Raw genomic sequence first — 14,796 nt, 5'->3', positions numbered from 1 at the left:
TTACAAGTCAGTAACAAACGTAAATAAAGGCGGCGATAAGTCGCCTTTATTGTCTCCCCGTTGTAACATTGCGCTGCCCAATTTCTAATAACGTCACCTGCAAAGTACGCAATGGAAAAAACCCGTCAACAAGAGTTAACACGCTGGCTGAAACAGCAAAGCGTTATTTCCCGCCGCTGGCTTACGATCTCCCGTCTCCTGGGGTTCGTTAGCGGCCTGTTGATTGTTGCCCAGGCATGGCTGCTGGCCCGCATTCTTAATCACATGATCATGGAGAACATTCCACGCGAAGCGCTCCTGCTGCCCTTTATTGTCCTGATCCTGATTTTTATCCTGCGCGCCTGGGTGGTGTGGCTGCGTGAGCGCGTCGGTTTTCACGCCGGACAGCACATCCGCTACGAGATCCGCCGTCAGGTGCTCGACAGGCTTCAGGAAGCCGGGCCCGCGTGGATCCTGGGTAAACCAGCCGGTAGCTGGGCGACGCTGATCCTTGAGCAGATTGACGATATGCACGACTACTATGCGCGCTATCTGCCGCAGATGGCCCTTGCCGTCTTCGTTCCGCTGCTGATCGTGATCGCCATCTTCCCGGTGAACTGGATGGCTGCACTGATTCTGATGGGCACCGCCCCGCTGATCCCACTGTTTATGGCGCTGGTCGGGATGGGGGCTGCGGATGCCAACCGCCGTAACTTCCTGGCACTGGGTCGCCTGAGCGGCCATTTCCTCGATCGTCTGCGCGGCATGGAGACGTTACGCATTTTTGGCCGCGGTGAAGCGGAAACCGAAAACATTCGCCAGGCGTCACAGGACTTCCGTCAGCGCACCATGGAAGTGTTACGCCTCGCCTTCTTGTCTTCCGGCGTACTGGAATTCTTTACCTCTCTGTCGATTGCCCTCGTGGCGGTCTACTTCGGGTTCTCCTACCTCGGCGCGCTGGATTTCGGCCATTACGGCACGGCGGTGACCCTTTCTGCCGGGTTCCTGGCGCTGATCCTGGCCCCGGAGTTTTTCCAGCCGCTTCGCGATCTGGGGACCTTCTATCACGCCAAAGCCCAGGCGGTTGGCGCAGCCGATAGCCTGAAAACGTTCCTGGAAACGCCGCTGGCACACCCGGAGCGCGGTGACGTGACGCTGAATGCTAAAGAGCCCGTGACCATCGAAGCGCAGGACTTTTCCATTCTGTCACCCGAAGGCAAAGTGCTTGCGGGTCCGCTGAACTTTACCTTACCTGCCGGACAACGCGTGGTGCTCGTCGGCACCAGCGGTTCCGGGAAAAGTTCTCTGCTGAATGCGCTATCCGGATTTATGGCCTATACGGGTTCACTGCGGATCAACAGAACCGAACTGCGTAACCTCGATCCTGACGCCTGGCGTAAACAGCTCAGCTGGGTGGGCCAAAACCCGCAGCTTCCCGCCGCTACGCTGCGTGAAAACGTCCTGCTGGCGCGCCCGGATGCGCGTGAAGATGAACTGCAATCGGTACTCGACCGCGCCTGGGTCAGCGAGTTTCTGCCGCTGCTCCCGCAAGGGGTAGATACCGTGGTCGGTGACCAGTCCGCCGGGCTGTCGGTCGGACAGGCGCAGCGTGTGGCCGTTGCCCGCGCGTTGTTGAATCCTTGCCAGCTGATGCTGCTGGATGAGCCCGCCGCCAGCCTGGATGCCCACAGCGAGCAGCGCGTAATGGAAGCCCTGAACGCCGCCTCCCGGCAGCAAACTACCCTGATGGTCACCCATCAGCTGGAAGGCATTGCCGACTGGGACCAGATCTGGGTCATGGAGAACGGCCGTATTGTTGAGCAAGGCGATTACGCCTCTCTCGTTGCCGCGCAGGGACCGTTTGCCGCCCTGCTGGCGAACCGTCAGGAGGACATCTGATGCGTGCTCTGCTGCCTTATCTTGCGCTCTATAAACGCCACAAATGGATGCTGACGCTGGGGATTGTGCTGGCCATTGTCACGCTGCTCGCCAGCATCGGCCTGCTCACGCTTTCCGGCTGGTTCCTGTCGGCCTCGGCCGTCGCGGGGTTCGCCGGATTATACAGCTTCAACTACATGCTTCCGGCTGCCGGGGTTCGCGGTACCGCCATCACCCGTACTGCCGGACGCTATTTCGAACGGCTGGTCAGCCACGACGCCACTTTCCGCGTGCTGCAGCACCTGCGTATCTATACCTTTAGCAAACTGCTGCCCCTCTCCCCTGCCGGGCTGGCGCGTTTTCGTCAGGGCGAGTTGCTTAACCGCGTGGTGGCGGATGTCGACACGCTGGATCACCTTTACCTGCGCGTGATTTCCCCGATCGTGGGCGCGTTTGTGGTGATTGTGGTGGTCACGCTGGGGCTGTCTGTTCTGGATGTTCCCGTGGCGCTGACGCTGGGCGGGATCATGCTGCTGACGCTCATCATTTTGCCGCCGCTGTTTTACCGCGCCGGGAAATCCACCGGGGAAAACCTGACGCGTCTGCGCGGGGACTACCGTCAGCAGCTAACCTCCTGGCTTCAGGGGCAGGCTGAGCTGACCATTTTTGGTGCCAGCAAGCGCTACCGCGCGCGGATGGAAAGTACGGAGCTGAACTGGCATGAGGCCCAGCGCCGCCAGTCGGAGCTGACGGCCTTCTCTCAGGCGCTGATGATGCTGATCGGCGGCGTGGCGGTGATAGCCATGCTGTGGCTGGCCTCCGGCGATGTCGGGGGAAATTCACAGCCGGGTCCTCTTATTGCCCTTTTCGTCTTCTGCGCGCTGGCGGCGTTTGAAGCGCTGGCCCCGGTGACGGGCGCCTTCCAGCATCTGGGTCAGGTCATCGCCTCTGCCCTGCGCATCACCCAGATTGCGGAGCAGGAGCCTGAAGTTACGTTCAGTGCCGGGCAAACCGCTGTTCCAGAGCAGGTTGCGCTAACGCTGGAAGATGTCACCTTCGCCTACGACAAACAGGCGCAGAACGCGCTGGACGGTATCAACCTTTCTGTTAAGGCAGGACAGCGGATTGCGATCCTCGGCCGTACCGGCTGCGGTAAATCGACGCTGCTGCAGTTGCTGACCCGCGCCTGGGATCCGCAGCGCGGTCAGATCCGTTTTAATAATACGTTGCTGACTGATTTTAGCGAGCAGGCCCTGCGCAAGACCGTGAGCGTCGTTCCACAGCGCGTGCATCTGTTTAGCGCCACGCTGCGCGATAACCTGCTGCTGGCCGCGCCAGAGGCCTCTGATGATGCGCTTTGCACCATGCTGGAGCAGGTCGGACTGCAAAAGCTGCTTGAGGACGAGGGATTGAACAGCTGGCTGGGCGAAGGTGGCCGTCAGCTCTCCGGCGGTGAGCTGCGCCGTCTGGCCATTGCGCGCGCGCTGCTGCACGATGCGCCGCTGATGCTGCTCGACGAGCCCACCGAAGGGCTGGACGCCACAACCGAAAGCCAAATCCTTGATTTACTGGCGAATGTTATGACCGGCAAAACCGTGCTGATGGTCACGCACCGCCTGCGCGGACTGGCGAGCTTTGATCGGATAATTGTGATGGACAACGGACACATTATTGAGCAAGGTAGTCACGCAGAGCTGTTGGCGAAACAGGGTCGCTACTACCAGTTTAAACAGCGTCTGTAGACTATATTTGTAGCGTCCTCACTCGCGTACTGGAGTTTTGCTGTCATGCGCCTGGTCCAGCTTTCTCGTCATAACATCGCGTTCCCTTCTCCGGAAGGGGCTCTGCGTGAGCCCAACGGGCTGCTGGCCCTCGGTGGTGACCTCAGTCCCGCTCGACTATTAATGGCGTACCAGCGCGGTATATTCCCCTGGTTTTCCCCTGGCGATCCGATTTTATGGTGGTCTCCCGATCCGCGTGCCGTGCTGTGGCCAGGGCAGTTTCACGTGAGCCGCAGCATGAAGCGTTTCCATGCGAAATCACCTTACCGCGTCACCCTCAACCACGCCTTTGGTCAGGTCATTGAAGGCTGTGCTGAAGACCGTTATGAAGGGACATGGATAACCCGCGATATCATTACCGCCTACCACCAGCTCCATGAGCTTGGCTACGCCCACTCCATCGAGGTATGGGAAGGCGGAGCACTCGTCGGCGGCATGTACGGCGTGGCGCAGGGGACACTGTTTTGCGGCGAGTCGATGTTCTCTCGTGCTGTTAACGCCTCGAAAACTGCACTGCTGGTCTTCTGCGAGGCGTTTGCCCAGCACGGCGGACGCCTGATCGATTGTCAGGTGCTCAACGAGCACACGGCCTCCCTGGGTGCTATTGAAATCCCGCGACGCCAGTACATCGAACAGCTTGATGCCAGCCGTCAGGAGAAACTCCCGCGCGACTTCTGGATACCGAGAACGCTCTTTATGCCCAATGCCTAAATGTTTTCCGCATATTTTTTGTGAGGGTGTTATAATTACGCCGCAGAGTAGCTTCTGCCTGTTGCCCCGCCGCCGTTTGGGACCCTCGCTTCAGATAACGTCCTGACGTTTATCCTGTCGTCTCCCCTTTACGAATGCGCTTCCTGTTCGGTTGTACCGTGACGCTTGGGCAATGCGCCGAAACTGTTTTGCTGCGTTTTAATCGCGCAATTCTTTACTTAATTGATGAATTTCGGCATTATCTTGCCGGTTCAAAACTTGGTAGTGATACCCCAGAGGATTAGATGGCCAAAGAAGACAATATTGAAATGCAGGGTACCGTACTTGATACGTTACCTAATACCATGTTTCGCGTAGAGCTGGAAAACGGTCACGTGGTAACTGCGCACATCTCCGGTAAAATGCGCAAAAACTACATCCGCATTTTGACGGGCGACAAAGTGACTGTTGAACTGACCCCGTACGACCTGAGCAAAGGCCGCATTGTCTTCCGTAGTCGCTAATTGTTTTCGCCTGTAATGGCAGATGAATATTTAAAAGGTCGGGATTATCCCGGCCTTTTTTATTTATGGCGTTAGTGTTGCTGCGTCGGAAGATGTATTGTCATCCATGGTTGTACAGGAGCGATTAAATCTCCTGCCATAGAATGCGCCATGTCGTGAAGTAATCCCGTAAGATGCGGCAACATATCGCGGTCAAAATGCGACACCAGCAGCACGTGGTTTAACGCCCGGCAGTAGTCACATTTCGTTTCTGTATCTTCCAGCAACCACTCTTTTTGCAGCGGTTGTTCCGCTTCATCCCCAAATTCCACCACCTGAAAATCACGCATGGATTCCGTGAGGCCGGTTTTCACCTCTTCCAGATAAGCCCCGAGGCAACGGCAAACGGGCTGCGTTTGGGGGAGTGATTTGCAGTCGAGGAGGATTTCGGTGAGCAGTTTGCAGCGCTCGGCGAGGGTGGGGAGATCGGGGTTGAGGGAGAGTTCGCTGTAAAGTTGGGCGAAATTATTAATATCAGTCATATGTGATCCTTTATGCACGTAAGATGGTTTGTGCACACTTTCAGGACGCCAATCCCGGCACCTGATTTTGCAGGTGCGCCGCCATTTTATTACTGTGGATTTATCCAGCAACTGACTTCGAAAGAAACTGGAAAGCGCCTCGCAAAATTCCTCTGCGGCCTGTTACCCTCACCCCAGTCCTCTCCCACGGGGAGAGGGAGAAAACAAAAAAAACGGCAACCGAAGTTGCCGTTTTGCTTTTATCTTACAACTCAGTGAGCCGCTTCCGGCTTGTGCTTCGCCGCACTCTGGAAATCGTACGTCAGTTCGTTCTTCGCCTGGTCCAGCGCCACGGTCACCTGGCCGCCGTCCACCAGCGAGCCAAACAGCAGTTCGTTCGCCAGCGGTTTCTTCAGGTTGTCCTGAATCACGCGCGCCATCGGACGGGCACCCATCGCACGGTCGTAGCCTTTCTCGGCCAGCCAGTTGCGGGCCTCCTGGCTCACTTCCAGCGACACGCCTTTCTGATCCAGCTGAACCTGCAGCTCGACGATGAACTTGTCCACCACCTGATGGATCACCTCGGTAGACAGGTGATCGAACCAGATAATGTTGTCCAGACGGTTACGGAACTCCGGCGTGAAGATCTTCTTGATCTCCTCCATCGCATCGGTGCTGTTATCCTGGTGGATCAGGCCGATGGATTTACGCTCGGTTTCACGTACACCGGCGTTGGTGGTCATCACCAGCACCACGTTGCGGAAGTCCGCCTTGCGCCCGTTGTTGTCAGTCAGCGTCCCGTTGTCCATCACCTGCAGCAGGATGTTGAACACGTCCGGGTGCGCCTTCTCGATTTCATCGAGCAGCAGGACCGCGTGCGGATGCTTGATCACCGCGTCGGTGAGCAGGCCGCCCTGGTCAAAGCCCACGTAGCCCGGAGGCGCACCAATCAAACGGCTGACGGTGTGACGCTCCATATACTCGGACATATCAAAGCGCAGCAGCTCAATGCCCAGCGCTTTGGAGAGCTGAACCGTTACCTCGGTTTTCCCCACGCCGGTCGGGCCGGCAAACAGGAAGGAACCGACAGGCTTGTGGTCATGCCCCAGTCCGGCACGGGCCATCTTGATCGCTTCGGTTAAGGCCTCGATGGCTTTATCCTGACCAAAGACCAGCATTTTCAGGCGATTGCCGAGGGTGCGCAGCGTGTCGCGGTCGCTCTGAGAGACGCTCTTCTCAGGGATACGCGCGATGCGGGCCACCACGGACTCAATATCCGCCACGTTAACGGTTTTCTTACGCTTGCTGGCCGGCATCAGACGCGCACGCGCACCTGCCTCGTCAATCACGTCAATCGCCTTATCCGGCAGATGACGATCGTTGATGTATTTCACCGCCAGCTCCACCGCCGCACGGACCGCTTTCGCGGTGTAACGCACGTCGTGGTGCGCTTCGTACTTCGGCTTCAGGCCGTTGATGATCTGCACCGTTTCCTCGACGGACGGTTCGGTCACGTCGATTTTCTGGAAGCGGCGCGCCAGCGCACGGTCTTTCTCAAAGATGTTGCTGAACTCCTGGTAGGTCGTGGAGCCAATCACGCGGATCTTGCCGCTGGAGAGCAGCGGTTTGATCAGGTTAGCCGCATCCACCTGGCCACCGGAGGCCGCACCCGCGCCGATGATGGTGTGGATCTCATCAATAAACAGGATGCTGTTGGTGTCCTGCTCCAGCTGTTTTAACAGCGCCTTGAAGCGTTTTTCAAAATCACCGCGGTATTTGGTGCCCGCCAGCAGCGAGCCGATATCCAGCGAGTAGATGGTGCAGTCGGCAATCACTTCCGGCACGTCGCCCTGCACAATGCGCCAGGCAAGACCCTCGGCAATCGCGGTTTTACCCACGCCTGATTCCCCCACCAGCAGCGGGTTGTTCTTGCGGCGACGGCACAGCACCTGGATCGCGCGCTCCAGCTCTTTATCGCGACCAATCAGCGGGTCGATACCGCCAACGCGAGCAAGCTGGTTAAGGTTGGTGGTGAAGTTTTCCATACGATCCTCCCCGCCTGCTTGCTCTTCATTGTTATTGACCTGATTGCTGGAATCCGATGCCTGGTTAGGCTCGTCTTTGCGCGTTCCGTGAGAAATAAAGTTAACCACATCGAGGCGGCTGACTTCATGTTTGCGCAACAGGTAGGCAGCCTGTGACTCCTGCTCGCTGAAGATGGCGACTAAGACGTTTGCGCCAGTCACTTCGCTACGTCCGGAAGACTGGACGTGGAATACCGCGCGCTGCAGCACGCGCTGGAAGCTGAGCGTCGGCTGCGTGTCGCGCTCTTCTTCACTGGCTGGCAGCACCGGTGTGGTTTGTTCGATGAAGGCTTCGAGTTCCTGACGTAGCGCCACCAGATCCACGGAGCAGGCTTCCAGCGCTTCGCGGGCAGATGGGTTGCTAAGCAGTGCGAGCAGTAAATGCTCGACGGTCATAAACTCATGTCGGTGCTCACGCGCTCTGGCGAAAGCCATGTTTAAACTGAGTTCCAGTTCTTGATTGAGCATAGGCACCTCCCCCAATTTTATGCCTTATCAGGCCTTTTCCAGCGTACACAGCAACGGATGCTCGTTCTCCCTCGCATAGTCGTTCACCATCGCTACTTTGGTTTCCGCCACTTCGGCTGTGAAGATGCCGCAGATAGCTTTGCCACGATAATGAACGGTAAGCATCAGTTGCGTTGCACGTTCTACATCATAAGAAAAGAACTTTTGTAGCACGTCAATAACAAATTCCATCGGCGTGTAATCATCGTTCATTAACATAACTTTATACATAGATGGCGGTTTTAGCGCGTCGCGCACTTTATCTTCCGCCAGCTGGTCAAAATCCAGCCAATCGTTGGTCTTACCCATTATGCATAACCACTTTGAATCTACCTCAGATGTTAGATAACAATCATCTATTACTGTCATCCGCGATGTCTGTCACAAACTATTGCAATAGCGTTAACTGCTTCAAACTTTGGTTGATTATTGTCCCATCTCCAGCGCCAAACGCTTGACGACTTCTTTCGTTTCTCTAAATTGTACAAGCGTGAGATGGCGAGGTTTTGAACAGCCCCCACTCCACCACCGGTTCATTCCATCTTAACTTATAAGATTTACGAAGGATGTCGAAGCATGGAAATGGGTACTGTTAAGTGGTTCAACAACGCCAAAGGGTTTGGCTTCATCTGCCCCGAAGGCGGCGGCGAGGATATCTTCGCTCACTATTCCACCATTCAGATGGATGGTTACAGAACGCTCAAAGCCGGGCAGTCCGTCCGGTTCGATGTACACCAGGGACCAAAAGGCAATCATGCAAGCCTAATCGTACCCGTTGAAGCAGAGACGGTTGCATAGCTCTCTGTTTTATTGTGTACATCCCGCAGTCAAAATGCCAGCCCGATCGGCTGGCATTTTTATTTTCGGGTTATTCCCGAGCCAGCGCGTCCACCGGATCCAGCCGCGCCGCATTGCGGGCGGGCAACCAGCCAAACAAAATGCCGGTAAAGGTCGAACACAAAAATGCGGTAATAATGGCAACCGGCGAGAAGCCAATCTCCCAGCCGGGTAAAAAGAGCTGGAGTGCAAACGCGATCATCATCGAGAGCGCAATGCCCATCGCCCCGCCGACCAGACACACCAGCACGGCTTCAATCAAAAACTGCTGCAGCACGTCACTGGCGCGGGCCCCGACCGCCATGCGGATGCCGATCTCCCGGGTGCGTTCCGTTACCGACACCAGCATGATGTTCATCACCCCGATGCCGCCGACGACCAGCGAAATCACCGCCACCAGCGTGAGGAACAGCTGAAGAGTACGTGTGGTCTTTTCCGCCGTTTTCAAGAGGCCGTCCATATTCCAGGTGAAGAAATCTTTCTTCCCGTGGCGCAGGATTAACAGCCGCTCAAGCTGCTGTTCGGCGAGCGCACTGTCGTAGCCCTCCTTCACGCGCACGGTGATGGAGTTGAGCCAGGACTGCCCCATAATCCGCCCGGAGATGGTGGTGTAGGGCAGCCAGACGCGCAGGATCTTGCTGCTGCCAAACATCGACTGTTTCTCTTCCGCCACGCCGATGACCGTGGCAGGCATGTTGCCGACCAGGATCACTTCGCCTACCACGTTGACTTTATTGGGGAAGAGCTGCCTGCGCGAGTTCGCGTCCAGCACCACCACCTGCGCCCTGCCCGCCAGCTGTTCGGCGTTAAAGGTAGCGCCTTCACTGAAGGTCATGCCGTAGACGTTGAAATAGTCTCCGCTAACGCCGTTCGCACTGGCGGCAACGTCGACATTGCCCACACGCAGGCGCAGGTTCTGCGACACCGCAGGCGTGGCGGAGTTGACCCACGGCTGCTTCTGAATGGCCGCGAGATCGTCGTATTTCAGCGCCTGCTGATACTGTGGCTCGTCGTCGCCAAAGTCTTTGCCGGGATAGACGTCAATGGTATTGGTGCCGATGGCGCGGATATCTGCCAGCACCAGCTGCTTGGCCGCGTCGCCCACCACCACAATCGACACCACCGAGGCGATACCGATGATGATGCCGAGCATCGTCAACAGGGTACGCATTTTGTTGGCCGCCATCGCCAGCCAGGCCATGGTCAGCGCTTCACGAAAGCCGCTGGAAAACTGCCCCCAGCCGGTTGATGCCGGAAGCACTTCTTTCGGCGCCGCTGCTCTGGACTCGCGCGGCGGCGGATTGCTGACCAGTTCGCCGTCGTGGATCTCAATAATGCGTTCCGCCTGCGCCGCCACCTGCGGATCGTGGGTAACAATGATGACCGTGTGCCCCTGATCGCGAAGCTGATGGAGGATCGCCATCACCTCTTCGCCGGAATGGCTGTCGAGCGCGCCGGTCGGCTCATCTGCGAGGATCACCTGCCCGCCGTTCATCAGGGCGCGGGCAATACTCACACGCTGCTGCTGGCCGCCGGAAAGCTGCGAGGGCTGGTACTCCACCCGCTCTGCCAGCCCCAGACGCGTCAGCAGCATCTGCGCGCGCTCGAGGCGTTTTTTACGCTCGACGCCCGCATAGACCGCAGGTACTTCCACGTTCTGCGCGGCATTGAGGTGAGAAAGCAGATGGTAACGCTGGAAGATAAAGCCGAAGTGCTCCCGGCGCAGCTTCGCCAGCGCGTCGCTATCCAGCGTGGAGACATCCGTCCCGGCCACGCGATAGGTACCGCTGGTGGGTTTATCCAGGCAGCCGAGAATGTTCATCAGTGTCGATTTACCGGAACCCGATGCGCCGACAATCGCCACCATCTCGCCCGCTTCCACGCGCAGGGAGATGCCTTTCAGCACCTCCACCGGGCCATCGCCGGAGGGATAGCTGCGACGAATGTTATTCAGCTCAAGCAGCGCCGTCATTTGGCGGCTCCGGGCAGGCTTTCGCTGACAACAACCTCCTCGCCCTCTTCCAGCCCTTTCACCACCACCACATCAGTGTCGTTGCGCGCGCCAATCACAACCTCGCGTTCGCGCGTCTCCCCGTTGCGCAGCACTTTCACTTTATAACGGCTATCCCCGGCGGATTCGCCGAGCGCAGAGAGCGGAATGGTCAGCACGTTCTTCACGCCGGTCAGCTGGATATGCACCTGTGCGGTCATGTCCAGACGCAGCACGCCCTGCGGGTTTGGCACTTCAAAACGGGCATAGTAGAAGATAGCGTCGTTCACTTTTTCCGGCGTCGGCAGAATATCTTTCAGCACGCCTTCGTAACGCGTCTGCGGATCGCCCAGTACCGTAAACCAGGCGTTCTGCCCCGGCTTAAGATGGATCACATCCGCCTCTGAGACCTGGGCTTTGACCAGCATGGTGCTCATGTCCGCCAGCGTCAGAATGTTTGGCGCCTGCTGCGCGGCAATCACCGTCTGCCCCTGCAGCGTGGTGATCTGAGTGACCTCACCGGCCATCGGCGCCACGATCTGGGTGTAATCGAGATTGGTTTTCGCCGTATCCAGCGAGGCCTGATTGCGTTTGATTTGCGCGTCAATCGTGCCAATCTGCGCCTGTTTCACCGCCAGTTCAGTGGTGGCGGTATCTAAATCCTGCTTCGAGATCGCCTGGGTTTTGGCCAGCGCCTGCTGACGGGTCAGCGTCACCTGGGCCAGGTTACGTTCTGCCAGCGCCTGCGCACGCTGCGCGCGCAGTTCCATCAGCGTGGCTTCCACCTCGCGGATCTGGTTCTCAGCCTGCTCTGGATCGATAACGCCGAGTAGCTGGCCTTTTTTCACCTTGTCGCCAATCTCAACCGACAGCGTTTTCAGCTGGCCGCTGACCTGAGCGCCGACGTCAACCTTGCGCAGCGCGTCAAGCTTGCCCGTCGCGAGGACGTTTTGCTGCAGTTCGCCCGGGCGAACAATCAGTGTCTGATACTGTGGCACCGGCGCGTTCAGCACCTGCCAAAGCCAGTATCCACCGGCTAAAACCACGACCGCCAGTAGCAGAAACAGCGTTCTGCGTTTTCCCTTGAGGTTCATAAATATTCCAAATAAATGTTCTGGCAATGATAAGTGTTGATTCTAACTAAACGCCCCTTCAACGAAAGCCCTGTTCTCCGAAATCGTCCTAATTTGTTTACGAGATGTTGACATTTCTCCTGCTGAAATAGCGATATTCCAAAAGGATCAGGATCTACCATGTCTTCTATCATCGATACATCGCTTTCAAACCTGCCGCAGCCAAAATCCGGCTGGCAGCTCTTCAAAAACCTGGCTTTCGGTGAGATCGCACCCGGGCTGGCATGGGAAAAAACCGCCTATCGACGCAAGTTCATTCTGCGTTCACTGGCGACACCGCTCAGCACCGCTCGCCTGCTGTCTGATCTTGCGAAACATCCGCACCTGATGCAAATGCTCCAGGTTCAGCCAGGGCTGCCCTGTCGCCTTCATCGTCCGTGGTTAACGGTCAATATGGATCGACAGCGTGTGCTGGAATCGCTGTCCTGGCACTATCAGATGATGTGCCGCCAGCTGCCGGCGACGCTCATTAATGGTTACCTTTCAAAGCCGGGCGTGGCCCTGCTGACCTTAACCGGAAAAGATGAACAGCAATTTACCGTCCGCCTGTGTGCCGACGCGTTTATGGATAAAGAGGGAGAAGCTACCCTCGTTTTCTGTGACAGTCAAAATACGGCGCTGGCGGAGATGACCTTTACGCTATGCCAGTTTGAGGGAAAATCGACGCTGTTCATTGGCGGTTTGCAAGGGGCAAAAGCGCATGTTCCCCATGAGCTGATCCAGGGAGCGACGAAAGCCTGCCATGGTCTGTTCCCGAAACGTCTCCTGGTCGAGGCCGCCATGGCCCTCGGCGCCGCGTTCCCAGTAGAGCAGATTATCGCCGTCAGTAACGATACCCATATTTATCGCAGCTGGCGCTACCGCAAGAAAAAAGAGGGGAAGCTGTTGGCCGATTACGACAGTTTCTGGATCTCTATCGGCGGTGAAAAACAGGACAACGGTAACTTTATGCTGCCGCTCGTCATGCCGCGTAAACCGATGGAAGAGATCGCCAGCAAAAAACGTTCCGAATATCGCCGCCGCTACGCGCTGCTGGATAGCCTGATTCAGCAGGTGAAACAGGCGACCCAACGCTAATCCGCTTTTCCGCGTGCCAGCCACAGCACGCGGGAAAACATCTTCCGCAGCAGGGTCGGTACCGCCTCTACGCCCCGTCTCCCCGCTTCCGTCGCCACTTCAATGGCTAAATCCGGTTTTGACGAACGATGAATGGCTTTGGCGATCACGCGCCGCATGTTCATCGGGACATCGACCGGCACCATGGCAATGCGGTGGAAGACGTCATCGAACCCCTGACGATACATAAAGTGTTCCATGTCCATCGCAGGGAGCATGGTTAAATGGTCGCGCTCTTCCTCACGCTCGTTATTCAGCAGGCTGCGTACGGTGGAGGCATATTTTTTGCCCGCCTCATCACCGTCGACCAGAACGTGCCACTCGATCCCCATCCGGCGAGCAAATTTTATCAGCGGCTTTAGTCCCGACTGGGCGAATTCAATCACCTTAATGCCTTCCGCATCAAAATGGTGGCCGCACTGGCGCGCCAGTTCGTTGATAACCCAGGTTTCCGTTTCCCCCTCCACCAGCAGCCAGCAGCGGGCAAAGAGCGACGACGCGCGGTTAAAGCGAATATGAAACGCGATGCGTCGCCCGTCTTCCGCGTTCAAACCACCCGGCCCAAGCCGGAAAGCGGAGACGCGGGAGGACTCACGGACCAGACGACAGACGTGTTCTACCGGCGTCAGCGATAATAATTCACCGGAATTAGTGGTCGTAATGCGCTGGAGCGGCAGCAGATTCAGCAGATGCCATGCCACGGAGAGCATGATGGGATGCAGCCGCGTTTCCGGGTCTTCCACCAGCAGCAGCGGCCGGGCGTCCCGGTCAAGACGAACGGTGCCTTTGGCCTGCAGAAGCGTTGAAAACAGCCCCAGCAAAATCACCCGATGGGTACGACCGCCGGGCCGGTCGATCATCCGGTTAATGATGTCGAGGTAACGCCAGCTGCGCTGCTCATCATGAGAACGGCGGCGCATCAGACGATGACGCGACTCAGAGGTTCCCTGCTCGGAAAAATAGTGCTCCAGGAGTTGCACCATTGCGGACAACCCCTGACGAATTTGACCATCGGTCAGATTTTGCGGACGCGATACCAGCTCTCTTGCCAGAAAATCCAGCTCGCGGGCGGTGACTTCCACGTCCGGCATATTGGGTACGGTACCGTTACGAATACGCCGCATAAAACGCGCATCGCGCAGGCGTAACACCGGCGTCAGGCGAATCAGGTGGCGGGCCAGATCGTCGATATTGTCAAGCGGGATCGGGTTGGCTTTCTCATCGAGAAAATCACGCAGGGTGAGTACCCCCTCGTTCTCCGCCATCTCCCCTTCCAGCCGATAGAAAATCCGGTGGAAACCGTCATCGCACGGCACCCAGCAGGGTGAAAGCGGGCGGAAGCGACGCACGCGATGACGTCCGGGCTCGGATTCGCGGAACGTCAGGATGATATGCAGGTGCTTCTCGCGCCCCGTCACGTCGCCAGGCGGGAACCAGAAATCGTCGCGAACAAAGTGATACAGATCGTCTTCGGGCGAAAGCAGCAATGTCAGCGCATCCAGCAGGCTGGACTTACCCCACGCGTTCTCGCCGATCAGGACGTTGTTCTGCTCCAGCTGCAGCGACAGACGGTTAATACCGCGAAACCCGACAATTTCCACACGTTCGAGAAGCATAAATCCCCCGACAAATGATCACTTTTTCCTTCAAGTTATCAGCAGTATAGCGGGAGGCGTTCTGTCACGACAGCACAACATTCACCCTTGCGAGAATTAGTCTATGCTCTATTTACCGCTAATTTGAACAAGGATTGACATCGCATTGCCTAAAATCAAAC

Annotated in this window: 12 protein-coding genes; 6 read left to right on the top strand and 6 right to left on the bottom strand. The window is 57.1% G+C overall.

Translation table 11 applies throughout. The features are described from left to right. Positions 1 to 111: 111 nt before the first annotated feature. The 4 genes from cydD (at position 112) to infA (ending at position 4,852) form a co-directional block, all read left to right on the top strand. Positions 112 to 1,878, top strand: a complete 1,767-nt coding sequence (cydD, locus tag AC4IC4_RS07200) for a heme ABC transporter permease/ATP-binding protein CydD (RefSeq protein ID WP_491472448.1) — start codon at positions 112 to 114, stop codon at positions 1,876 to 1,878. Next, positions 1,878 to 3,599 carry a heme ABC transporter ATP-binding protein/permease CydC gene (gene cydC, locus AC4IC4_RS07195; RefSeq protein ID WP_491472447.1) on the top strand — a complete coding sequence of 574 codons (1,722 nt, stop codon included), beginning with the start codon at positions 1,878 to 1,880 and terminating at the stop codon, positions 3,597 to 3,599. The genes cydD and cydC overlap by 1 nt, the downstream gene beginning before the upstream one ends. Positions 3,600 to 3,644: 45 nt before the next feature. Then, entirely contained in the window at positions 3,645 to 4,349 is a 705-nt protein-coding gene (gene aat, locus AC4IC4_RS07190; RefSeq protein WP_491472446.1) for a leucyl/phenylalanyl-tRNA--protein transferase, read from the top strand. Positions 4,350 to 4,633: 284 nt separating this feature from the next. Further along, positions 4,634 to 4,852 carry a translation initiation factor IF-1 gene (gene infA, locus AC4IC4_RS07185; RefSeq protein WP_002211347.1) on the top strand — a complete coding sequence of 73 codons (219 nt, stop codon included), beginning with the start codon at positions 4,634 to 4,636 and terminating at the stop codon, positions 4,850 to 4,852. A 71-nt stretch (positions 4,853 to 4,923) separates the two neighbouring features. On the opposite strand, the gene AC4IC4_RS07180 is transcribed toward infA, so the two are convergent. The 3 genes from AC4IC4_RS07180 to clpS form a co-directional block, all read right to left on the bottom strand. Then, positions 4,924 to 5,373, bottom strand: coding sequence for a hypothetical protein (locus AC4IC4_RS07180; RefSeq protein WP_491472445.1), 450 nt, complete (start codon positions 5,371 to 5,373; stop codon positions 4,924 to 4,926). Positions 5,374 to 5,624: 251 nt separating this feature from the next. Then, on the bottom strand, positions 5,625 to 7,904 hold the full coding sequence (gene clpA / locus AC4IC4_RS07175) for an ATP-dependent Clp protease ATP-binding subunit ClpA (protein ID WP_008499992.1): 2,280 nt from the start codon (positions 7,902 to 7,904) through the stop codon (positions 5,625 to 5,627). A 27-nt stretch (positions 7,905 to 7,931) separates the two neighbouring features. After that, positions 7,932 to 8,252, bottom strand: coding sequence for an ATP-dependent Clp protease adapter ClpS (clpS, locus tag AC4IC4_RS07170; protein ID WP_006174393.1), 321 nt, complete (start codon positions 8,250 to 8,252; stop codon positions 7,932 to 7,934). 267 nt (positions 8,253 to 8,519) lie between these two features. Here clpS and cspD point away from each other — a divergent pair, with 267 nt between their 5' ends. Further along, positions 8,520 to 8,741: a cold shock-like protein CspD gene (gene cspD, locus AC4IC4_RS07165; RefSeq protein ID WP_006809408.1), complete on the top strand. Its 222-nt coding sequence runs from the start codon at positions 8,520 to 8,522 to the stop codon at positions 8,739 to 8,741. 70 nt (positions 8,742 to 8,811) lie between these two features. Here cspD and macB read toward each other — a convergent pair whose 3' ends face one another. Together macB and macA are read right to left on the bottom strand one after the other, a co-directional pair. Continuing rightward, positions 8,812 to 10,752, bottom strand: coding sequence for a macrolide ABC transporter ATP-binding protein/permease MacB (gene macB / locus AC4IC4_RS07160; RefSeq protein WP_491472444.1), 1,941 nt, complete (start codon positions 10,750 to 10,752; stop codon positions 8,812 to 8,814). Beyond that, on the bottom strand, positions 10,749 to 11,864 hold the full coding sequence (gene macA / locus AC4IC4_RS07155) for a macrolide transporter subunit MacA (protein ID WP_032649222.1): 1,116 nt from the start codon (positions 11,862 to 11,864) through the stop codon (positions 10,749 to 10,751). Before macA ends, macB begins: the two co-directional genes overlap by 4 nt. Positions 11,865 to 12,023: 159 nt before the next feature. On the opposite strand from macA, the gene AC4IC4_RS07150 reads away from it, so the two are divergent. Continuing rightward, the gene (locus AC4IC4_RS07150) at positions 12,024 to 12,980 is read left to right on the top strand and encodes a VirK/YbjX family protein (RefSeq protein ID WP_491472443.1); all 957 of its coding nucleotides are present in this window, start codon (positions 12,024 to 12,026) and stop codon (positions 12,978 to 12,980) included. Here AC4IC4_RS07150 and AC4IC4_RS07145 read toward each other — a convergent pair. Beyond that, positions 12,977 to 14,635, bottom strand: a complete 1,659-nt coding sequence (locus tag AC4IC4_RS07145; RefSeq protein ID WP_032649228.1) for an ATP-dependent endonuclease — start codon at positions 14,633 to 14,635, stop codon at positions 12,977 to 12,979. The genes AC4IC4_RS07150 and AC4IC4_RS07145 overlap by 4 nt on opposite strands. Positions 14,636 to 14,796 lie beyond the last annotated feature (161 nt).

It is taken from the genome of Enterobacter sp. Taxon_2, assembly GCF_058355295.1.
This window is presented reverse-complemented; position numbering and strand designations above follow the sequence as displayed.

What these genes read in the sequence shown, in the direction of transcription:
- cspD (WP_006809408.1), top strand. Translation starts at nt 8,520, where the DNA reads ATGGAAATGGGTACTGTTAAGTGGTTCAACAACGCCAAAGGGTTTGGC.
- cydD (WP_491472448.1), top strand. Translation starts at nt 112, where the DNA reads ATGGAAAAAACCCGTCAACAAGAGTTAACACGCTGGCTGAAACAGCAA.
- clpS (WP_006174393.1), bottom strand. Translation starts at nt 8,252, where the DNA reads ATGGGTAAGACCAACGATTGGCTGGATTTTGACCAGCTGGCGGAAGAT.
- aat (WP_491472446.1), top strand. Translation starts at nt 3,645, where the DNA reads ATGCGCCTGGTCCAGCTTTCTCGTCATAACATCGCGTTCCCTTCTCCG.
- infA (WP_002211347.1), top strand. Translation starts at nt 4,634, where the DNA reads ATGGCCAAAGAAGACAATATTGAAATGCAGGGTACCGTACTTGATACG.
- AC4IC4_RS07180 (WP_491472445.1), bottom strand. Translation starts at nt 5,373, where the DNA reads ATGACTGATATTAATAATTTCGCCCAACTTTACAGCGAACTCTCCCTC.
- AC4IC4_RS07145 (WP_032649228.1), bottom strand. Translation starts at nt 14,635, where the DNA reads ATGCTTCTCGAACGTGTGGAAATTGTCGGGTTTCGCGGTATTAACCGT.
- clpA (WP_008499992.1), bottom strand. Translation starts at nt 7,904, where the DNA reads ATGCTCAATCAAGAACTGGAACTCAGTTTAAACATGGCTTTCGCCAGA.
- macA (WP_032649222.1), bottom strand. Translation starts at nt 11,864, where the DNA reads ATGAACCTCAAGGGAAAACGCAGAACGCTGTTTCTGCTACTGGCGGTC.
- macB (WP_491472444.1), bottom strand. Translation starts at nt 10,752, where the DNA reads ATGACGGCGCTGCTTGAGCTGAATAACATTCGTCGCAGCTATCCCTCC.
- AC4IC4_RS07150 (WP_491472443.1), top strand. Translation starts at nt 12,024, where the DNA reads ATGTCTTCTATCATCGATACATCGCTTTCAAACCTGCCGCAGCCAAAA.
- cydC (WP_491472447.1), top strand. Translation starts at nt 1,878, where the DNA reads ATGCGTGCTCTGCTGCCTTATCTTGCGCTCTATAAACGCCACAAATGG.